This is a genomic window from Psychrobacter sp. TWR1-1-1, from assembly GCF_049895865.1.
GTDB lineage: Bacteria > Pseudomonadota > Gammaproteobacteria > Pseudomonadales > Moraxellaceae > Psychrobacter > Psychrobacter immobilis_A.
Window position 1 is genome coordinate 30,442 of record NZ_JAFCTE010000001.1, and the last position, 20,944, is coordinate 51,385.

Here is a 20,944-nt window from a genome sequence, read left to right on the forward strand (position 1 = left end):
TACTGCTATTCATTTTATGGAGACCATCATGAGTCAACCGTTATCGTTAACCAAAAAAAATACTGAGCTGTGGCAACAGTACCAAGCATTAAAAGCAAAAACACCGATGCTATTTCCCACAGAAGGAGCAGCTGCATTAGGTGTCAGCGAATTTGAGCTGATGTTGGCATCACCCTATAGCCAGTATATGGGTGATCAGTGCAAAACTGTATTAAAGCAATTTGAGAACTTTGGTGACATGGAAAGCATCGTCAGAAACGAGCTGGCCGTGCATGAAAAAACGGCGCCGTATCATAATCTTAAGCTTGGCGAAAAGATGGGATTGGCACTCAATGTTGGTGGTCTAGATTTGCGATTCTTTATGTGGCAATGGCAGCATATGCTGGCGGTAACGGATACCAGCCGCGCCGATAAGCCCTCTTATAGTATTCAGTTTTATAACGCGCAAGGCGGTGCGATTGATAAAGTCTATCTACGAGAGTTAAGCGCTGAGACTATTGCGCGCTGGCAAGCGATGATTCAGGAGCAGCAGCAAACGGTGAATAATGAGACGCTGACGTTAGAAGCACAAGAACCGCTAAATGACTGGCGTTACAAGGCATTAAGTGAAGAGAGGCGTACGCAGTTACAACAAGGCTGGCAAGCAATGACAGACGTGCATCAGTTTCATTCATTATTAAAAAACCTCGATATAGATCGTGCTAGTAGCTACTGTCAAGCACCAGAGCAGATGACGCAGCAGCTTGATATTAGCGCGGTCGAAGCGGTTTTCGAGCAAGCGCGTGATGCCAAATGTCCGATTATGATATTTGTTGGTAATAGAGGTCTGGTGCAGATTCAGACTGGCACCGTGCAGACGCTCAAACGTATGGGCGATTGGTTTAATATTTTAGATAAAGACCATAATGACTTTACGCTGCATTTAAAAGACAAAGCATTGGCGCAAGTGTGGAGCGTTAAGCGCCCAACCAAAGACGGTATCGTGACTTGTATCGAAGGTTTTGATGATCATGGCGTCAGTATCTTTAGTGTGTTCGGTCAGCGTATTGAAGGCACGCCTGAGCTTGAAGCATGGCAGCAAATTGTATCAAAGGTCATCGAAGCGCATCCATATGCAGAAGCCTTAGCACCAGTGGTTATGGCTGAAGAAGAGAGCGTGTAAACCCGTCATAAAAAATCAGCAAATTTTGCGATATTGACACTCACATAACGGATAAGTCATAGCTGTTGTGTGAGTTATTTGGGATGCTTAATACACGTTAATGGTTCTGTTAATAGTGTCATTTTTTACGTTAGCAAATTAGGAATGCTTATGTCTTCTGCATTATCAAAAACAGTAATAACCCATGCGGTTATAAATAAAAAATTGATGAGTCGGGCTATCAGCACTGCTGCCATTATTGGCGCATTTGCCGTGCCCTCACTTTCTGCCCAAGCTTATGATCGTATTGTCGCGATGAGCCCCGATGTTGCAGACGTCGTGGTGGCACTAGGAGCGACCAATAAGTTGGTTGGTAAAGATGCAACCAATCATAATCCAGCGTTAAAGAATGTACCAGCCGTGGGTATGCATCGTAATATCACTGCCGAGTCAGTGTTGGCGGTCAAGCCTGATTTAGTGCTCGGCAGTTATATGGTGCAGCCTGCGAGTATTTATCAGCGCTTAAACGGCTTAAAAGTTAAAGCCGTCAATGTCGCGCCTAAAGAAGAGGTAAGCACCTTTGCCAATAGTATTAAATCTATCGGCAGTTATGTTGATAAAAAATCCGAAGGATCGCAGCTTGCGAAGCGTTGGAATACAGGGATGAGTCCAATGGCAAAGACGGGTAAGCGTTATTTATTAAGTTACGATGGTCGTATCGTTGCAGGTAAGGGTACGGTAGGGGATGAGTTGATTCGCCGAGCTGGTGGGATTAACGCTGCAAACGTATCGGGGTTAAAACCCATGTCCCGTGAAGGCTGGCTGGCCGCCAAGCCCGATGTGATTATTATTGCCGATCATAATCAGGCAGTGGTTGGCGGGGTCAGTAAATTTAGTAAACGTCCTGAGGTTGCAGCAAGTGACGCAGGCAAGAAGGGCGGCGTACATTTTTGGCCAGCAGATGACTTTCTGCGTTATGGCTTGCATTCGCCTGACGTCTTAAAAAAGCTGAACGCTGTAGCAAAATAGCCTAAGCAAACATACTTTATCTCATATTCAACAAAATGACATCTCACATGGCAAATACGATTTCTGCTTCTATTCCTACACAAACTAGAAAACATAGACCTAGCATCTACTATATTGCTGCTGCTGTCACATCTGTATTGCTAATTTGGTTGGCGCTTGGTATTGGCTTTGGCGAATGGTCAATTCCCAATCATCTTGATGACACCATCTGGCAGCTACGCTATCCGCGTGTGGTGACGGCATTACTGGTTGGTATGGCATTGTCAGTTAGTGGTGCAGCATTACAGGCTTTATTTGAAAATCCTTTAGCGGATCCAAGTTTAATCGGTACGTCAGGTGGCGCGGCGCTTGGTGTTGTTTTGGTTCTGGCATTGGGATTTGGTGGCATTGGGATACCGCTTGCTGCGTTTACCGGAAGCGTGCTGGTGTGCTTGTTTATTCTCGCTTGTCATCGGTTTTTAGGTGGTGGGCAGATGGGCTTGCTGATATTGGGATTTGTCATCAGTGCTTTTTGTGCCGCTGTCGTCAGCCTGATTTTATTCATGTCTGATGACATGGTGCTGCGCTCCGCTACCAATTGGCTGTCAGGTAGTATGGCGGAAGCGGGCTTTGTACCGCTGCGTTATTCGATTATTTCTATGGTTTTAGGCTTAGCGATTTTATTACCGTTAGGTCGCCAATTGGACGGGTTGATGCTTGGTGAAGCCGCTGCTAAGTCCTTGGGTATCAAAGTGGGTGTGGTTCGTTGTTTGGTCGTGATTGCCTCGGCATTATTAACAGGGGCAGCGGTGTCTTTAGCAGGCGTCATTGGTTTTATTGGCATGATGGTGCCAAACCTGCTGGCTATTCTGTTTGGTGGCGGACGTATGCGCCTCATGATTTGGTCTGGCTGGCTTGGCGCGATATTATTACTCGTCATTGATGGCGCGGCGCGGCATGTTGCTTATCCAGTGGATGTGCCCGTTGGCATCGTTTTAGCGTTGCTTGGCGGTCCATTCTTTATTTGGCTGTTTGTGCGTAGTAGCCGCCGTTAATTGGAGAGAGTGTTTATGTTTCATTCGTATTTTACGGCTACATCAAAGACATCATTAGCGAGTCGAGACAGTCGTATAAATAGTAGTGATATCAAGAGTAGTGATGCAGGCGAGTTGTTGTCGATGCAAGATATTCATATCTCGCACGGTCATAAAACATTGTTAAAGATAGACAAATTAACAGTACCAAGTCAAAAGCTGGTCGCATTTATCGGACCAAATGGCGCAGGTAAAAGTACGTTGCTGCATACGGTTTTAGGTCAACACACAGGAACCGCGCTTAAAACGGATGGTCACATTACGATTTACGGTCAGCCGATCAACGAGGTCATGAATGATGGTCATATCGCTTGGGTTGGACAACATGAGCGTTTTGAGCTGCCGTTAACGGTATTGGATTATGCGCTGTTAGGAGTCTCGCCAAATCTTGCATGGTATCAGCGCCCAAATAGCCATCATGTTGAGCGCGCGCAACGTTTATTACAAGATTTTGAGTTATCAAGTTTGGTCAGTGCCCGCGTGCAAACCTTATCAGGCGGTGAAAAACAGCGCTTGGCTATCGTAAGGGCACTGATGCAAGACACTAAAATCATGATGTTTGATGAGCCGACAAATCATCTTGATATTCGCCATCAGCGTTTCTTACTTAATTACTTGCATAATTTGGTACGACAGCAGCGCAAAAGTATCTTGGTTGTGTTGCATGATTTGACCCATGCGCATCGCTATACTGATGAAGTGGTATTATTAAATGGGGGAGAAGTTGTTGCACAAGGAACGCCTAGTGAGGTGATGACACGCTCACAATTAAGCGATGTTTATGATGTCGATATTAAGGTGCATCAAACTGAAGATGGCTTAGTGTTTGTATAATTCTGAGCACTTGAGTTATTATTTTGACTTTACGATAGGCATTTGATGATCAACTTGGCTTTTTAGTCTGTATCTATCGCACTGATTTATTCGGCAATAAAAAACCCTTCATGCTATATAAATAATAGCATGAAGGGTTTTTTCACATCTTAACTATTGTAGTGAATCAAATATTTTTAATATAACCATGCAAAATATAACCATACTAACAGGATGATTTTCAGTTAATAAATGATTTTAAACCTAAAAAATTTTGCAGTAAACTCGCATAACGATCGGATTTAGTAGAAACTGTAAACCACTAGGTACTTGTTCTGAACGGGAGAAACTCATTGCGCGCTATTCCTTATAAACTGATTGTTAGCGCACTACTGCTCATCATTGTTGCGGGCTTTTTTGCCTTTCGCTGGTGGCAAGGACCACTATTACCAAGCTATAGAATATCTTCGATGCCTTTGGTGCAGACGGTCGTAGCGACTGGACGGGTCGTTGCCGTATCGAATACTGACATTGGTAGCGAGATATCAGGTGTCGTATTAGAGCGACGGGTAGCAGAAGGCGAACAAGTCGCTGCAGGAGATTTATTATTGGTACTAAGCTCCGATGACGTTGCAGCCCAAGTGCGTCAAGCAGAAGCCGAGCTGGCGGAATTGATTAGTAGCACTCGTCCACAAGCAGTGGTGGACTTGACCAATGCCGAAGTAGCGTTGGCGCAAGCTGACCGTAATGTCGAGCGTAGGCGCGAATTGGCTGCTATCTCGGCCATCTCTGATGAGGAAATGGAGCAGGCGATTCAAGCCCAAGCTCAAGCACGCAATAACCTTGAAAATGCACGCCTGAGAGCGAATGCACTCTCCTCTGGTGGTGTTGAAGAAGATTTATTACGTGCTCGTATCGCTGCATTGCAGGCTCAGCTCAATAAAGCGCAAGTACGTAGCAAAGTATCAGGCATTATTCTGACCCGTAATGTCGAGGTAGGCGATTTGGTACAGCCAGGTCAGAGCTTGTTCACTATTGCCCTCGATGGTAATACTGAAATAAGAGTACCGCTTGATGAACGTAATTTATCTCGGTTGGCTTTGCAGCAACCATCAGTCGCTATTGCCGATGCCTATCCAGATAAACCGTTCCCCGTACGTATTAGTTTCATTGCACCAAGTATAGATCCGCAACGCGGTACGGTAGAGGTGAGATTGTCCGTCGATCCTGTACCTGATTTTTTGCGTCAAGACATGACAGTATCAGTGAATATCGAAACGGATCAACGCGCAAAAGCCTTAGTTATTCCGAATGATGCACTAGCCAATGTTAAAGAAGACAGCGCTGAAGTATTATTATTGCGTGATGGTCAAGTCCAGCGCCAGCGAGTAAGATTGGGATTGCGCGGGCTATCAGCTTCAGAGGTGCTCTCAGGACTGAGCGCAGGTGATGAGATATTGGTTGATGCGACAGTCTCACTGGCTGATGGAAAAAGAGTGAGAACCGCGCTTCAAGCAGCACCTTTTACCTCTCCTGATGCTGACAAGATGAAGACTATAAGTGATAAGAGCCAAGCAGCGGAGAAAGTCAATTGACGGCTTTTTTCGGTAGACTATGGATTGATGCCACTATTGCCATCAGTTTTTTGCGCGAGGGACGCATACAGTCGTTGATGATTACTCTGGGAGTGGCGATAGGTGTTGCCGTTATTATATTTATCACCGCACTCATCCAAGGATTACAGACCAACCTTATTGACAGCACCCTTGGCAGTCAGGCACATATTCGCTTAGTAGCGCCAGATGAAGTCAACCTAATAGCGCCGTATGCTGATGATACGCTGCAACTGATACAAGAAGACAAGCGTCCACAGCGGCTACGTTCTATTAATAATTGGCAGCAAATCACTGATACGCTAGATCAACTGCCCTTGTTAACTGCCGTATCGCCAAACGTGTCTGGGCCTGGGTTCGTCCGGCGTGGTGAGGCATTAGAGTCGGTAATACTAGTAGGTACTGACTTGGCGCGTTATCAGAATATAATCCCACTTGATGAATACTTAATCAGTGGTGAGCTGCGAGTGGGCGCAGATAATGTATTGATTGGTAGCGAACTGGCTAAAGATTTGGGTGTAGAAGTCGGCAGCAAATTACGTTTAGATACGGGTCAAGACAGCAGTAGCAGCAATAATCTGAGTAACAACATTAGTAGCAACCTTAGTAACAACAGCGCTGTAATCAATATCGCTGGTATATTTGAGCTCGGCGTACGAGAGCTTGATGCGCGCTACGTCTATCTAGACCTAAAACAAGCGCAGTCATTACTCAACCTACCGGGCGGTATCACAGTCATTGATTTGACGGTTAAAGATATTTTTGAGGCGGAGGAAATCGCTGCACAAGTGGGTCGTTTGACCTCATTGCAAGCAGAAAGCTGGATTCAAACCAACGCCCAACTGCTGAGTGGTCTCACGGCTCAAAGTTTATCTAGCAATATGATTGTTGTTTTTGTGGCGATCTCAGTAGCTTTTGGCATTGCCAGTGTGCTGTCAGTCAGTGTGGTTCAGCGTACGCGCGAGATTGGTATCTTACGAGCCATGGGTGCAACTCGTCAGCAAATCCTACGCATATTCTTAATTCAAGGGGCTATATTTGGCTTGCTAGGCTCGATTGTCGGTAGTGGTGTTAGCTATGTATTGGTCTGGTCTTTTAATACTTTTGGGCCCGACATATTTACCATTCCCATATCGATAAACCTGATCTTAGTGACTATGTCGTTAGCAACGCTAACTGGTGTGATAGCAGCTGCTATTCCAGCGCGGCGCGCAGCAGCACTTGATCCAGTGGTGGCTATTCGTTATGTCTAATCATGATTCTAGCGACACTTTTAATAATGAATTTAACAGTGACTTTAAAGATGTTTCTGCCAATCCTTTTAATAAGAGGTCAACTCCTATGTCCAGTCAATCTCACGAAGTTCTGCGTTTAGAGGCACTAAAAAAGTCTTATAACATCGGTCAACCTAATGAGATTGAGGTGCTGCACGGTATTGACTTAACCATCAGCAATAACGACTTTGCCGCCCTGATTGGTCCTTCTGGTTCAGGTAAAAGCACTCTACTAAATGTACTAGGATTACTAGATCAGCCGACCAGCGGTGAGCTATATCTGTTGGGTCAAGCAACCAGTGCTATGAATGATGCTGGTCGCACCGCTTTGCGTGGTAGTAGTATTGGCTTTGTCTTTCAGTTCCATCATCTGATTCAAGCGTTTAGCGCATTAGACAATATCTTAATGCCGCTAACATTGACAAGGGATCGTCCAAATAAGCTTGCTATCCAAAAAGCGCGCGAGCTACTGGCAGCGGTTGGGTTAGAGCGCTTCGCTGACAGTAAACCTAACGAGCTATCAGGTGGTCAGCAACAGCGTGTTGCCATTGCACGTGCCTTGATAACCGAACCGGCATTGCTATTGGCTGATGAACCTACAGGTAATCTGGATACCTTGACGGCTGGCGAAGTGTTTGAGCTGTTCCGCAAAGTCAATCAGGAACGTGATTGCGCGGTATTGTTGGTTACCCATGATCCACGCTTGTCAGCATCTTGTGATCGCACGATTAATTTGGTTGATGGTCGTATTGATAGTGATACGTTGAATAATTGAAAAATATCGTAGTGATAATAAAAGTCATATTGGTGGATTACTTATCGGCTTAACAAAGATTTCTATCAATACCGCCGTCAATATAGTCATTCCACTATAAAAGCATTACAGCGTTAGCCTCGCTTGAAGTATTTAATATACATCTACACTCGGTTGCCTTGTACTACTTTTAAATTGAATCGACTATAGTGACATCAATAAAGGTAGCGGCTTCGATTGTATGAAATCTCATGCAAAACAACCGATAATCACAAACCCTTTTTTATAAAAATTTAAGGTAAAAGCTAAATATATCTATATTTCTAGGTCAATGTATCCGTGTCATCACCTTTAGAGCCATGTTCATTCAAAATGATTTTGTTATCTATTGTTAAATACCAGTAGATGCTATGTATAATGCAGCACTAGCATAGCTTTCACTCAGTATGGCTTTCACTCATATGCCTTTAATAAGAAGATTACATTATGTCAAACAAGCGTCCTTTATATATTCCCGTTGCAGGGCCCGCTCTTTTAGAGACTCCTTTACTCAATAAAGGCAGTGCTTTTTCATCAGAAGAGCGTGATAGCTTTAATTTAACTGGGCTATTACCTCATAACATTGAGACAATTGAAGAGCAATCACTACGCGCTTATCATCAACTACGCTCATTCACTAATGATATGGATAAGCATATTTACTTGCGTAACATACAAGATACCAATGAAACCTTATTTCACCATCTAATTGAGCAGCACATTGAGGAAGTCATGCCGCTCATTTATACCCCAACCGTGGGGCAAGCATGTGAAAAATTCTCGCAAATTTATCGCCGTAAACGCGGTTTGTTTATCTCATATCCTGAGCGCCATAAAATTGATGACATGCTGCAAAATGCCACCAAGCAAAACGTCAAAGTGATCGTTGTCACTGACGGCGAACGTATATTAGGCTTAGGGGATCAAGGCATTGGTGGTATGGGTATTCCTATTGGTAAATTGGCTTTGTACACCGCTTGTGGTGGTATTAGCCCAGCTTATTGCCTACCAATTTTGTTGGATGTTGGTACCAATAATCAACAGCTACTTGATGACCCTATGTACATGGGCTGGAGAAACCCACGCATTTCTGGTGATGAGTATAATGAGTTTGTCGACTTATTCATTCAAGCCGTTAAACGTCGTTGGCCAGAGGCATTATTACAGTTTGAAGATTTTGCCCAAGAGAATGCGACACCATTATTGAATAAATATCGTGACCAATTATGCTGTTTTAATGATGACATTCAGGGCACTGCTGCTGTTTCAGTCGGTACCTTGATTGCCGCGTGCTTGAATAAAGGTCAAAAGCTTAGCCAACAAAAAATAGCATTTTTAGGCGCAGGGTCTGCTGGTTGCGGTATTGCTGAACATATTATTCGCCAAATGCAGCGTGAAGGGTTAACGGAGTCGCAGGCTCGCAGCCAAGTATTTATGGTTGACCGCTATGGCCTACTTACTGATAACATGACGGAGCTACAAAAATTCCAAGAACCGTTAGTACAAAAAGAATCCGCTATTGAAAGCTGGGATAAAAGTAAGAAACTCGGTTTAGCGCAAGTGGTTAAACAAGCAAAAATAACCGTATTATTCGGCGTCAGTGGACAAAAAGGTCTGTTCACCCAAGAGGTGATCGAATCCTTGTGTGTTAATACTGAGCATCCTATTGTATTACCACTTTCAAACCCCACGTCTCGTGTGGAAGCAACACCGCAAGAAGTGACTAATTGGAGCAAGGGTAAGGCAATTGTTGCAACAGGTAGCCCTTTCCCTCATACCACTTTTGAAGGTCAGTCTTTCGAGGTTTCTCAGTGTAATAACAGCTATATTTTCCCCGGTATTGGTCTGGGTGTTTTAGCAGCACGGGCGACGGGTATTAGCGATAATATGCTCATGGCGGCAAGCCAAGCCCTTGCAGATATATCAATGGAATACGAAAAAGCACCTGGTGCCATCCTACCGCCGATTAAAGTTATCAGAGAGATCAGTGAAAAAATAGCGTATGCGGTGGCATTGCAAGCGGCTCAAGATAAGCTAGCACTACCTATCACAGCGGAGAATTTACAACGTCGATTAAAAGCGAATTTTTGGTTACCTGAATATCGTAATTATCGCCGTACTTCTTTCTAATGTTAGAAATTAGATATAACAAATTCTAATATTAGGCACATTATCTAAGTAAAATATTAAATGAAAAAAGGTTGCTAACGCTATATTACATATAGTGTTGGCAACCTTTTTTACTGCTATCCAATCTATTAGTTTAGCAAGTTTACTTTTACCGGTTTTTCAGCATAGTTCAATGATTGTTTTTTATTAAATTCTAGACAACAAAAAACCCTTACAAGCAAATGCCTGTAAGGGTTTGAATTTGGTGGGCCCAGTAGGACTTGAACCTACGACCAAAGGATTATGAGTCCTCTGCTCTAACCAACTGAGCTATGGGCCCTAACGCTAGACGGACAATGATACCTGAATTTTTTAATTTTTCAAGTAAAAGATAGGTAGTAATCAAGATATTTTTTATGATGCTCTACTTTTCTATCAAATATGACCACCAGACAATGTCAGGCTGCGACCACCATCAACAGTAATAATCTCAGCAGTAACATAATTGGCCTGTACGAGGTACAACACATGATGGGCAATCTCGTCAGGTCGACCTATACGCTGCATAGGAATTGAGTCAATGATATCGCGCTGCTGCATCTTTTTAAATTTTCTTAACATTGGTTTCGTGCTTGCAAGTGCTCAATTCTGGCTTGTCGTAATGCCGCACCAATCGCAGGGCCTGTTAGTGCTGAGTCAATATCCTGCATACTAATGGCATGAAAGCTATTCAATGCTATCATCATCTGACGGTGCTGTGTTGCCAATTGCAACACGTGGCTGGTCACTAATAGCTGCGATAACTTATCAGGCTCTTTATGAGCGCCGCAAGTTTGTGTGAGGTCAATTTTTTCAGCCGCGCTTAAATGGTTTATTGTGCTTAGCTTTGTGGCTTGCTGAGTGAAGAGAGTCGAAAATTGAGTGTGTGCCTTTGGTACCTTAGCGGCGTTGCCTATATCATTGATACCTTTTGTATTGGCTGCTTTATTCACGTTTTCATTTGTATGTTCTGAGGTAAATAAAAATGAATTAAGGCTACTCATTAATAGTGCCCAGCGCTGTGATAGATTCAATTGCATTTGCCCTGCGAAATAAAGCGCAGTCTGTACCGTTTCACGTATCTGAGTATTAGTCCAAGCTTCATGTAGTGGGGCAAAATATTCTGTGAGCGCACCAATCTCAAACAGCTGTTGCCAGTATACGTGCGGCGATAGCTGCATAGTTGCACGGCTAGATTCTTGCCAAATGCGCTCTGCACTTAAATGCGCAAGCTCTCCAGAGTCAACCAATTGGCGCATCAACGTCAAAGTTTCATCAGCAATGACAAAACCTAAGTCATAATAACGGCTATAGAAGCGAGCGGTTCGAAGCACTCGTAGAGGGTCTTCGCTAAATGCACCTGATACATGACGCAAGATTTTGCTTTCTATATCAGCCATGCCACCATAATAGTCAATGACGTCACCGTTGATAGGCGTATCATCAGTTAAGCTGGTGACTTCTATCGCCATGGCATTAATCGTCAAGTCTCGACGTTGTAGATCCTCTTTTAAGCTGACATCAGGACTGGCATGTACGCTAAAGCCTTTATACCCCAAGCCTTCTTTGCGTTCAGTGCGTGCCAATGCGTATTCTTCATGGCTATTAGGATGCAAAAATACAGGGAAATCTGCACCCACTTGCTGGAACCCTGCATCAAGCATTTCTGCAACAGTTGCACCAACGACGACAAAATCTTTATCTTTAATAGGACGTGCTAACAGTTGATCGCGTACCGCGCCGCCGACAAGGTAAATTTGCATGAATGCCTCTATCTTTTATTTTTATTGAGCAAGTGATGACTGATACTGAATAAGGCTACGTTGCGTCTTAGCCAATGTATAACAAGCAAAAAAAACCAGACAACGCTATTTAATAGCATTGACTGGTTTTAGTATAGCAGACAGTCTCTATAAATGAATAACAGAGACCATCTCGATAACACATACTACTAGGTAGCGCAGGATATATTACTGATTTTCGCTCGCCAAATCTTGAGCTTCAGTAACGGAAAGAGCAGTCATATTGACGATACCACGTGCAGTTGCTGATGGTGTGAGAATATGTACTGGTTTGCTAGTACCTAATAAAATAGGACCAATAGAGGCGCTACCAGTTGCTGTCTTGAGTAAGTTAAAGGCAATATTTGAGGCGTCAAGTGTTGGTAAGATGAGCAGATTTGCAGCACCTTTCAACGGACTTGATGGCATGTTGTTTAAACGAATATGTTCATTCAACGCGGCGTCACCTTGCATCTCGCCGTCGAATTCAAAGTCTACATTCATATCTGTCAGCAGTTCATAGACCTTGCGCATTTTTACAGCACTGGTGCGATTTGAAGCGCCAAAGTTAGAATGAGAAACTAGTGCGACACGTGGTGTAATGCCAAAGCGACGTAACTGATCAACCGCTAAGACAGTCATTTCAGCCAATTGTTCAGCCGTTGGATCTTCATGGATATAAGTATCGGCGATGAAAATATTACGATCTTGCATGAGTACCGCATTCATAGCATAGAAGTCATTCACACCTTCTTTTTTGCCAATAACGCTTTGTACATATTTTAAGTGCAACTGATAATGGCTAAACGTACCACATACCATGCCATCTGCAGCGCCATTTTCGACCAATAGTGAGCCGATCAATGTGGTCTTACGACGAACATCACGGCGAGCAAGTTCAATACTTACACCAAGACGTTTGTTCTTCTCGTAGTAACCCTGCCAGTAGTCTTTATAACGAGGATCGTCATCAACGTTAACGATTGTAATGTTTTCGCCATCTTTTAGACGTAACCCTAGTTTTTCGATATTGGCTTCGATGACTGAAGGACGACCAATTAAAATAGGTTGGGCTAGCTTTTCATCAACGACCACTTGCACAGCGAGTAAGATATTATTGTCTTCACCTTCACAGTAAACGATACGTTTCGGATCGGCTTTAGCGCGAGCAAAGATTGGTTTCATCACGAATGCAGAGTTATAGACAAACTCAGACAGACGCTGACGATAAGCTTGCATATCAGCAATAGGTAAGGTTGCAACGCCTGAGTCCATCGCAGCTTGAGCGACCGCAGACGCGATCTCGATGATTAGGTTTGGCTCTAAAGGTCCTGGAATCAGGTAATCACGACCGAAACTTTGCATTTTTTCAATGTTTCTAGCGCTGGTGGTCGGTGTTGCTTCAACGTGTGCCATCGCAGCGATAGCTTTTACACAAGCAACTTTCATCTCTTCGTTAACAGTCGTGGCACCAACATCTAATGCGCCGCGGAAGATATAAGGGAAGCATAAAGCGTTGTTTACTTGGTTTGGATAGTCTGAGCGACCCGTTGCCATGATGACATCTGGACGTACAGCGTGCGCCAATTCTGGCATGATCTCAGGCGTTGGGTTAGCAAGTGCAAAGACGATAGGGTCTTTTGCCATACGGCGAACCATATCTTCAGATAATGTACCAGGCATCGATAGACCAAGGAACATATCGACATCATCCATCACTTCGTCGATAGTGGTCGCAGTCGTCTCACGAGCATAGCGCTGTTTGGTTTCGTCAAGATTTTCACGGATAGTCGTAATGATACCGCGTGAATCCGAAACAAAGATATTGTTTTTGTTCACCCCAAGTGCGCAAATAATATCTAAACAAGAAATGGCGGCGGCACCAGCACCTGAACAGACGATTTTAATCTCTTCGATTTTTTTGCCAGTAATCAATAGCGCGTTGAGCATCGCTGCTGCAACAATGATTGACGTACCATGTTGGTCATCATGGAATACTGGAATGTTCATGCGCTTACGTAATTCACGCTCAATTTTGAAACATTCTGGTGCTTTGATGTCTTCTAGATTGATGCCACCGAAAGTAGGCTCAAGAGAAGCAACTGCCTCGATGAATTTGTCTGGATCATTTTGTGCAATTTCAATATCAAAAACGTCGATACCTGCGAATTTTTTGAATAGAACCCCTTTACCTTCCATTACAGGCTTCGATGCCAATGGCCCGATATTACCTAGACCCAGTACCGCAGTACCGTTGGTGATAACACCAACCAAGTTGCTACGCGCAGTATATTTAGCCGCTAACGTCGGATCTCTTTGAATCTCAAGACAAGGAACTGCCACACCTGGTGAATAGGCAAGTGCTAAGTCACGTTGGTTTGCCAACTGCTTAATAGGGGTGACAGAGATTTTGCCTGGACGTGGAAACTCATGATAATGTAAGGCAGCTTGTTCAAACTGCTCTTTTTCTGTACTAAGGTTATCCGTATTCAAAGTGGTATCGTCATTCATAATAATTGCCATGGTTAGAATAAATTGGAATAAAGTAAATGGAGATAAAAATAACGTTTTACCCTCAAAACATCATGGAATGATAATCCTCTAAGGGTAACGTGACGCTAAACAGCTAATAATTTAAAGTGTCAGGATTAGCGATTAAGCATTGAGCCAAAAAAGTAATCTAGTGGAATAGTTATTCTAGCACTATTGCCAATTCACTGCCTAGTCAGCTGCCGTGAACGGCGAGAATAATATAGTAAAATGATATTCATTATTTAGCCAATTAATAATGCTAAAAAATAGGGTTAAATATCAACCTTAATCTCATAATGTTTCAAAATATTACAGAATAGCAGTTTAATAACATATCATTAAGACGAGCAACTAATCGGCATTTGCGGCGCATGTGGGGTAGGCGGCATCGTATCGAGAAGGGTAGCGATTGCTTGTACCTGATAAGGGTTAGCCAGTAAATCGAATACTCGACTCACTTCTTCGAACTGTCCTTGTTCTGCTGCCGTAATGGCACGCTGCGCCATACTATTACGCAGTACATAAACAGGATTATTGTGCTGCATATCATCGATAACTTGCTCAAGTGGCAGCTGTTGTATTTGAGCCACATAACGAGTCGACCAATCTTGCCAGACTTGTTGGGCATCATCGCTAAGCTCATTCGTCATGGTTGACAATAGCTGCTCTTCATAATGGTGCTCATTCGGCGCGACCAAACCGAGTAGCGCACGGAAGCTATTGGTATAGTCTAGCAAGTTGTCTTCTAGCAAGGTTAGCCATTCGAAAGCCAAGGTTAGACTCTCTTTTGCATGCGGCAGCCCAAGCTTGCGGCACAGTCCTTGCAGATAGTGCTGCATAAATGTGGCTTCATAAGGCGCTAGGCAGTCTGCTAACGCCTCACGTGTTACGCCCTCTAAGCGCATAAAATGTGGCAGCCAAGCATTGAGATTCCAGTGACCAATAGCAGGTTGATTCTGATAAGCGTAGCGACCAGTATGATCAGAGTGGTTGTTGATCCAAGCAGGGTTGAAGCGCTCCATAAAACCAAATGGACCAAAGTCTAAGGTGCTACCAGTGATAGATAGGTTATCGGTATTCATTACCCCATGAGCAAAGCCAATCAGTTGCCAGTCAGCGATCATTCGTGCGGTTCGCTCAACCACCGTGGTTAAAAATGTCAGTATGGGAGCGTCATTATCACGGCACTCTGGATAATAAGTGTCGATCATATAATCGGTGAACTCAGCGAGTAAATCAGGAGCAAAGCTGGCAATCCACTCGATATGACCTAAGCGAATGTGACTATCAGCCACGCGCATCAATGCCGCACCTGCTTCCATGCGCTCACGGCGCACCCTCGTATCGGAGACAACAAATCCCAAAGCATTAGAGGAAGGAACACCTAATTGTGTAAGGGCATGACCACATAAATACTCGCGAATAGTGCTGCGCAAGACAGCGCGACCATCACCCATCCGCGAATAAGGCGTCAGACCAATGCCCTTAAGGTGCAAGTCTTGCAATTGATTATTGTGATCGAGCACTTGTGCCATTAGCAAGCCGCGCCCATCACCCAATTGGCCTGCCCATTGTCCAAATTGGTGACCCGCATAAACCATGGCCAATGGCTTAAAATCCGCTGGCACGTATTGACCACCGAGTATCTCTACCCAATGTGTCATTAAATCTTCATCATTTGTCCAGCCTAACTGCTGCGCAACTTGCATGTTGAAGTGTCCAGCACGTGGATTGTCCAGCGGCGTTGGCGGTTGCTCATGATAAAGGCGAGTGTCTAGATTGACATAGGTATTTTGATAGCGCATACAAGCCGTTCCTGCTTTTGAAATATAAGTAAAGTGTAGGGGCGATAAAAGCACTATAGCATAGCCTTGATATTACATCGTTTCACTCTGTCCATCTCTTGTAATAGCGCACCCAAAAACCATTAGTAATATTGAATGCATTTAGCCTATCAAACAAAGATATTGCTTCCACCTATCTTTTTTATTTTCATAAATCAATGTTCGACACGATCTATAAAAGATGAGCAAAAAAATCCCTCTATCTGCTACAAATAGAGGGAAGGAGAAGCTTTACAATTATTGTTCATCACAAAGGTAATAAAATACAGCTAAATAATCAGCAATTATGCCGCTTTTTTACTGATACCAATCGAGCGAAACGCGGTTTTTAAATTGCTATTATGCTCAAGAATTTTTTGTTCAATCTTAGCATAGTCGTGCTTTAGCTCATCTTCCACTTCATGCAAGCGATCGGCATATTCTGTCTTTTTCAGCTCAATCGTTTTGGCTTTGAGCGCTTGCCATTCTTCAACAGTCTGCATAAAGGCATCATATTCAAACTTAATACGATCTTGGAAGCTTTTCATGGCATGAGGAAGATCAAGACCGCCCACTGCTGCCGTATCAATCTGCTGCTGTGCCGCTTTAAATTGCATTTGTACTTCTGCATGCTTGATAGTGGTGTCATCAACGGTACGTAGCTCACTGGTTAAGCCCAGCTTTGATAGGCCAGCAATCAACCATTTAGTAGGATCATACTGCCACCATTTTACGCCGTTACGATAGTCGTATTGGAAGAAGTGATGGTAGTTATGATAACCCTCACCCCACGTAAAGATAGCTAAGAAGAAGTTATCGCGAGCAGTATTGGTATCCGTATAAGGACGCGTGCCAAACATATGACATAGCGAGTTAATAAAGAAGGTAAAGTGGTGCGTCAGTACTAGACGTAGTAAGCCTACGATGACCAAAGTACCCCAAACATCACCCAATAACCAACCGATCGCAGCGACCACACCGATGTTTAATGCCGCAACCCATAAACCGTAATATTTATGCTGAATTTGCAGCGTTCTATCTTTGGTTAGGTCAGGGATATTTTTATAGTCAAATTTACCGCTAGGATAATTGCGTAGCATCCAGCCCATATGACTAAAGAAAAAGCCACGCTTTGCTGAGTACGGGTCTTCTAAGCGGTCATCGACATGACGATGATGCGTACGGTGACCAGAAACCCAATCAAACGCTGAACCTTGTACGGCAAAGGTAGAACCTAGCAATAAAAAGTTTTTGACGATTGGATGCGCTTTATAAGCACGATGCGATAGCAGGCGATGATAACCCGCCGTAATACTGATACCTGTCCATACCATAAAGGCACCAAATACGCCCCAAACTGGCGGGCTAACATCATGAGTAAACAAATACCATGGTGTAATGATCGCAGCAGCAATAGGTGTGGCTACTAGAATAGTCGCTGGAATCCAGTTGATCGGCGCTTTTGTAAACTCAAACTCGCGCATATCAATGCTGTCTTCTTTAGTAGCGACATCTTGCTCTCCCGCAGCATGGGCGTAGTTGCGTTTGGCAACAGGCTGCTCATTAAGCGAGCTTGCAGTTTTACTCTCGTCAAAACGTGTCTTAAAACGTGTGGCTTGAGTGCTGGCGGCTTTGATAAGTGTATCACCAGATTTGATAGCGAAACGTAAGCCTTTAAGCGGTAAGCCAAGTGCTTTTTTTGCAATCATATAATATCCCTAGCGGTATTAATTTAAGCCTATATGATACCTTAAAAAATCAATAAAGTGAACAGTTATACACTGTAAAAATATTGCTAAATAACAATAACTTGTATTGATTATGGAATGTATTAACGAAAATAATGGATGACTTATCAGGCATTGAGGAGAAGTGTAAGTAACACCGTAGATATGTAGATGATTTTAAATAAATCAAATAAAGGCGATGCTTATTAACCCAGCAGTAAATGACTTGGATAATCAGTGATGATGACGTCAGCTTGCCATGCGATCAGCTGTTTAATCGTGTCAATATCATTGACCGTCCACGCACTCACTGGCAAGCCATAACGGTGGCTATGTTTAATGACTGCTCGACTAATAAGCGGATAGTGGATACCTAGCTGAATACAGCCAAGTTGCAAGGCGGTATTCGGCGCAGTCATTAAGATTTCAGGTGTGCGAATGAGCAAGCCGCGAGAGATCTGCTTGAGTAATGGATGACGTTGCAAGCGAGCATGTAGCTCTACATCAAAGCTGGTCAGCACAATGGGTAGTTTGGCAAGTGGGCTATCGATGAGGTTGCGTGCCAATGCTTGTACCAATTTAGCATAATCAGTACGGTCATGCGTTTTAATCTCCAGTTCAATATCAGTAAAGCCCTTTAGCAACGGCGCTACCTGCCCTAATGTGATAATCTGATGACCAAACTGCGAATGGCGTTGAATCTCAGCAAGATTCAACTGATCAACACGTGCTTGCTGACCACACATGCGTTGCAGCGTGTCATCATGAAACACGATTAAATGACCATCCGCACTCAGTTGTACATCAAACTCAACCCCTGCTAGACCCTGAGTGTTGAGACGTTGAGTGTACTCAAAGCCTGAAAAGGTATTTTCTAATGCTTCGCCACGCGCACCGCGATGACCCAATAAAAGCGTGTTTTCAAAATTTATCATAATTTATATGGTTGGTTAGTGATACGCGCAATCATATAGTGCTAAAACAACAGCGTCTAATACAATTTGCTCAATAGAGCAATATTACTATGTGGTTCCTTTTATCCAAAAACTTTATAGATATGAGCTGAGCGAAATCTTAGAATAGGTTTACTGTCTGTCAAACATTCAACAGACCCTAGTTGATAGCGGTAGTCTAAAAGCGTATTTACAGCGAATTCATAAGTATGTATTTGTTATGTTTTTGCAACTAAATACAGGTTTTACCTATAATGAGGGGCGTTATTTGTATATCCATGGGCTACACTAATGAACATTTTATTTAAACACCGTATAATAATCTGGTTTTCAAACCTAGGGCAGCTAGGGTTGCGGTTTGAACATCAATCACTGTCCATCAGTGGCGGTACGTATTAGTAAATTGGGAGCAAAAGAAATATGAGCGTAGCAAATAAAAACGTGAGCAAGTGGTATAAAGTGGCTGGTATTGGCATGGTATGTGGTTTAGCGCTTGCTGGCTGTGATCGCTCAGAGAAGGAAGATACCACCGAGACGGCAGAGCTCACAGAGCAAGAGTCTGCGTCTACTGAAAACACCGCAGCTACTGCGGTGAGCTGTGATGACCCAATGGTACAAGATCGTCTCAAAACGGCTCTAAAAAACACGCTCAATCAACAAGCACAAACGCTGGCTGCCAACTACGCAAATGATGCAGAGATCAGTCTCGCTAGCGGCGCTATCACTAATAAAACCAACGGCATTGTGATTGATGTACAAAATGCTGCAGTCTTACAAGCAGCCAATGACAATGGTATGACGACTTGTCAGGCAAGCGTGAGCATGACGTTACCAAGCGAAGATTTGTATCAAGCCAGTCAAGTACAAGCAGCCAACAATCTGCCGAGCCTACAATCACGCTTAGCGCAAAATAACATTCGTATCAACAATAACATGTTGGTTGATGATGCCTTTACTTATGTCGTTGGTACTCAAGGCGGTCAAGTACGCACACGTATTGCTGGGCAGCCAGCATTGATTACTGTGGTCGCCGATGTGATGGCAGGTTCTGTATTTAAATCAGCGATGGATGAGCAGCGCGCCCAACGTAGCAATGAGCACCGTGCAGCACAAAACGATGACAGTCAGTCAGCACCCGTTCGTCAGCCTCAAGTAGTCAAGCCAGTTGAGCCGATTCGTCCTACTCAGCCTGCCACGCCGCCGACTATTAACAATCCAAGCAGTAGTAATACGGATAGCAGCGCGTCAGCCACCCCTGAGGTTAAAACCCCAGCCACACCAGCCGTACCGAAATCAGTACCTAAAGATGAAAGTATCGATATGGTCATTATTGAAGATGACAGCGCTACTTACTAATTAGTAAGATTTAAGCTGTTCTCAAACAATATTGTCGTGACTGAATAGTATTAATCAGTCAGTAAAAAGCCCGCAGTGTTAAGATTGCGGGCTTTTTTATATTTTATTCTAGGGCTTGATTCTAGGGTATTATTTTAGCGTTTTAGTCCACTGAAGTAGTCATACGCAATCATTTTTTATCAGCGAATTTTTGTAATACCTGACTGTCCCATAAGACTTCAGAGACTTTGTTGGGATCTGTACAAAAGCGAGCAGCGACAAACAACCAATCCGATAAGCGATTGATAAAACTCACGGCCGTACTGCGAATCGCTTGTGGACGCTCTTGCTGTAATAGCACTGCTTGGCGCTCAGCACGGCGACAGACCGTACGCGCAACGTGCAGTTGGCTGACCAATACCGAACCTGTGGGCAAGATAAAATCTTTTAGCGGCGGCAAGGTGGTATTCATCGCATCAATTTGCTGTTCTAACCATGTAATGTGAGTGGCATTGACGCCTTCATATTCTGGCATAGCCAGCTCACCACCGATATTAAACAATAAATGTTGAATGATGACTAACGCTTGAGAAAATTCTTTCTCTATAGACTGTCCTTTATTATGCTGTAATTGAGCACGTACCAGACCAATGTGTGAGTTAAGCTCGTCGATATCACCCATTACGCTAAATAGATTATCTGCTTTGCTGACTCGGCTGCCGTCTGCCATGCCAGTGCTACCGTCATCTCCAGTACGCGTATATATTTTGCTTAAACGATTGCCCATATCTAAATCCTTAACAGTTTTTTATGATTGAATGATGTTAGTTGCGGGCTCATTGTAGTATTTTATGGCTGTTTTCGCTAAGATAATGGGTTAAGTTTTATATTGCTGCTATTTTTGCCGCT

General features: G+C 43.6%; 16 protein-coding genes and 1 tRNA gene. 9 read left to right on the forward strand and 8 right to left on the reverse strand.

The features are described 5' to 3' along the window. Positions 1-28: 28 nt before the first annotated feature. From ACP69U_RS00115 to ACP69U_RS00150, 8 genes are all read left to right on the forward strand, one after another. Positions 29-1,162 (forward strand): ChuX/HutX family heme-like substrate-binding protein, encoded by a 1,134-nt coding sequence (locus tag ACP69U_RS00115; RefSeq protein WP_426137423.1) that lies wholly within the window; start codon positions 29-31, stop codon positions 1,160-1,162. Positions 1,163-1,312: 150 nt separating this feature from the next. Continuing rightward, positions 1,313-2,170, forward strand: coding sequence for a heme/hemin ABC transporter substrate-binding protein (locus ACP69U_RS00120; protein ID WP_426137424.1), 858 nt, complete (start codon positions 1,313-1,315; stop codon positions 2,168-2,170). Between the two features lie 47 nt (positions 2,171-2,217). Further along, positions 2,218-3,204, forward strand: coding sequence for a FecCD family ABC transporter permease (locus ACP69U_RS00125; RefSeq protein WP_426137425.1), 987 nt, complete (start codon positions 2,218-2,220; stop codon positions 3,202-3,204). Positions 3,205-3,219: 15 nt separating this feature from the next. Beyond that, the gene (locus ACP69U_RS00130; RefSeq protein WP_426137426.1) at positions 3,220-4,077 is read left to right on the forward strand and encodes an ABC transporter ATP-binding protein; all 858 of its coding nucleotides are present in this window, start codon (positions 3,220-3,222) and stop codon (positions 4,075-4,077) included. 332 nt (positions 4,078-4,409) lie between these two features. Then, a complete protein-coding gene (locus ACP69U_RS00135) occupies positions 4,410-5,651 on the forward strand; it encodes an efflux RND transporter periplasmic adaptor subunit (protein WP_426137427.1) in 1,242 nt (413 codons plus the stop codon). After that, on the forward strand, positions 5,648-6,922 hold the full coding sequence (locus tag ACP69U_RS00140; RefSeq protein WP_426137428.1) for an ABC transporter permease: 1,275 nt from the start codon (positions 5,648-5,650) through the stop codon (positions 6,920-6,922). Before ACP69U_RS00135 ends, ACP69U_RS00140 begins: the two co-directional genes overlap by 4 nt. A gap of 88 nt (positions 6,923-7,010) precedes the next feature. Next, positions 7,011-7,718: an ABC transporter ATP-binding protein gene (locus ACP69U_RS00145; protein ID WP_426137429.1), complete on the forward strand. Its 708-nt coding sequence runs from the start codon at positions 7,011-7,013 to the stop codon at positions 7,716-7,718. A 465-nt stretch (positions 7,719-8,183) separates the two neighbouring features. Beyond that, on the forward strand, positions 8,184-9,866 hold the full coding sequence (locus tag ACP69U_RS00150; protein WP_060491285.1) for an NAD-dependent malic enzyme: 1,683 nt from the start codon (positions 8,184-8,186) through the stop codon (positions 9,864-9,866). A 242-nt stretch (positions 9,867-10,108) separates the two neighbouring features. Here ACP69U_RS00150 and ACP69U_RS00155 read toward each other — a convergent pair. The 7 genes from ACP69U_RS00155 to ACP69U_RS00185 all read right to left on the reverse strand — a co-directional run bounded on the left by ACP69U_RS00155 (position 10,109) and on the right by ACP69U_RS00185 (position 18,682). Next, positions 10,109-10,185 (reverse strand) — tRNA-Ile (locus tag ACP69U_RS00155). A 95-nt stretch (positions 10,186-10,280) separates the two neighbouring features. Continuing rightward, positions 10,281-10,466, reverse strand: coding sequence for an SDR family oxidoreductase (locus ACP69U_RS00160; RefSeq protein ID WP_426137430.1), 186 nt, complete (start codon positions 10,464-10,466; stop codon positions 10,281-10,283). Beyond that, complete coding sequence (locus ACP69U_RS00165; RefSeq protein WP_426137431.1) at positions 10,460-11,647, reverse strand: tRNA nucleotidyltransferase; 1,188 nt, start codon at positions 11,645-11,647, stop codon at positions 10,460-10,462. The genes ACP69U_RS00160 and ACP69U_RS00165 overlap by 7 nt, the downstream gene beginning before the upstream one ends. 207 nt (positions 11,648-11,854) lie before the next feature. Beyond that, positions 11,855-14,176, reverse strand: a complete 2,322-nt coding sequence (locus ACP69U_RS00170; RefSeq protein WP_426137432.1) for an NADP-dependent malic enzyme — start codon at positions 14,174-14,176, stop codon at positions 11,855-11,857. A 359-nt stretch (positions 14,177-14,535) separates the two neighbouring features. Next, on the reverse strand, positions 14,536-16,002 hold the full coding sequence (locus tag ACP69U_RS00175) for a protein adenylyltransferase SelO (RefSeq protein ID WP_426137433.1): 1,467 nt from the start codon (positions 16,000-16,002) through the stop codon (positions 14,536-14,538). A gap of 323 nt (positions 16,003-16,325) precedes the next feature. Next, the gene (locus ACP69U_RS00180) at positions 16,326-17,504 is read right to left on the reverse strand and encodes an acyl-CoA desaturase (RefSeq protein ID WP_426137666.1); all 1,179 of its coding nucleotides are present in this window, start codon (positions 17,502-17,504) and stop codon (positions 16,326-16,328) included. A gap of 449 nt (positions 17,505-17,953) precedes the next feature. Further along, entirely contained in the window at positions 17,954-18,682 is a 729-nt protein-coding gene (locus ACP69U_RS00185; protein WP_426137434.1) for a glycerophosphodiester phosphodiesterase, read from the reverse strand. Positions 18,683-19,120: 438 nt separating this feature from the next. On the opposite strand from ACP69U_RS00185, the gene ACP69U_RS00190 reads away from it, so the two are divergent. Continuing rightward, positions 19,121-20,056, forward strand: a complete 936-nt coding sequence (locus ACP69U_RS00190) for a hypothetical protein (protein ID WP_426137435.1) — start codon at positions 19,121-19,123, stop codon at positions 20,054-20,056. 169 nt (positions 20,057-20,225) lie between these two features. Here ACP69U_RS00190 and ACP69U_RS00195 read toward each other — a convergent pair whose 3' ends face one another. Then, positions 20,226-20,822 carry a cob(I)yrinic acid a,c-diamide adenosyltransferase gene (locus tag ACP69U_RS00195; protein ID WP_045446323.1) on the reverse strand — a complete coding sequence of 199 codons (597 nt, stop codon included), beginning with the start codon at positions 20,820-20,822 and terminating at the stop codon, positions 20,226-20,228. Positions 20,823-20,944: the final 122 nt, after the last annotated feature.

Bases quoted from the DNA above. Each gene is read 5' to 3' on its own strand.
- ACP69U_RS00115 (WP_426137423.1), top strand. From the start codon at position 29: ATGAGTCAACCGTTATCGTTAACCAAAAAAAATACTGAGCTGTGGCAA.
- ACP69U_RS00120 (WP_426137424.1), top strand. From the start codon at position 1,313: ATGTCTTCTGCATTATCAAAAACAGTAATAACCCATGCGGTTATAAAT.
- ACP69U_RS00125 (WP_426137425.1), top strand. From the start codon at position 2,218: ATGGCAAATACGATTTCTGCTTCTATTCCTACACAAACTAGAAAACAT.
- ACP69U_RS00130 (WP_426137426.1), top strand. From the start codon at position 3,220: ATGTTTCATTCGTATTTTACGGCTACATCAAAGACATCATTAGCGAGT.
- ACP69U_RS00145 (WP_426137429.1), top strand. From the start codon at position 7,011: ATGTCCAGTCAATCTCACGAAGTTCTGCGTTTAGAGGCACTAAAAAAG.
- ACP69U_RS00150 (WP_060491285.1), top strand. From the start codon at position 8,184: ATGTCAAACAAGCGTCCTTTATATATTCCCGTTGCAGGGCCCGCTCTT.
- ACP69U_RS00160 (WP_426137430.1), bottom strand. From the start codon at position 10,466: ATGTTAAGAAAATTTAAAAAGATGCAGCAGCGCGATATCATTGACTCA.
- ACP69U_RS00165 (WP_426137431.1), bottom strand. From the start codon at position 11,647: ATGCAAATTTACCTTGTCGGCGGCGCGGTACGCGATCAACTGTTAGCA.
- ACP69U_RS00170 (WP_426137432.1), bottom strand. From the start codon at position 14,176: ATGAATGACGATACCACTTTGAATACGGATAACCTTAGTACAGAAAAA.
- ACP69U_RS00175 (WP_426137433.1), bottom strand. From the start codon at position 16,002: ATGCGCTATCAAAATACCTATGTCAATCTAGACACTCGCCTTTATCAT.
- ACP69U_RS00180 (WP_426137666.1), bottom strand. From the start codon at position 17,504: ATGCGCGAGTTTGAGTTTACAAAAGCGCCGATCAACTGGATTCCAGCG.
- ACP69U_RS00185 (WP_426137434.1), bottom strand. From the start codon at position 18,682: ATGATAAATTTTGAAAACACGCTTTTATTGGGTCATCGCGGTGCGCGT.
- ACP69U_RS00190 (WP_426137435.1), top strand. From the start codon at position 19,121: ATGAGCGTAGCAAATAAAAACGTGAGCAAGTGGTATAAAGTGGCTGGT.
- ACP69U_RS00195 (WP_045446323.1), bottom strand. From the start codon at position 20,822: ATGGGCAATCGTTTAAGCAAAATATATACGCGTACTGGAGATGACGGT.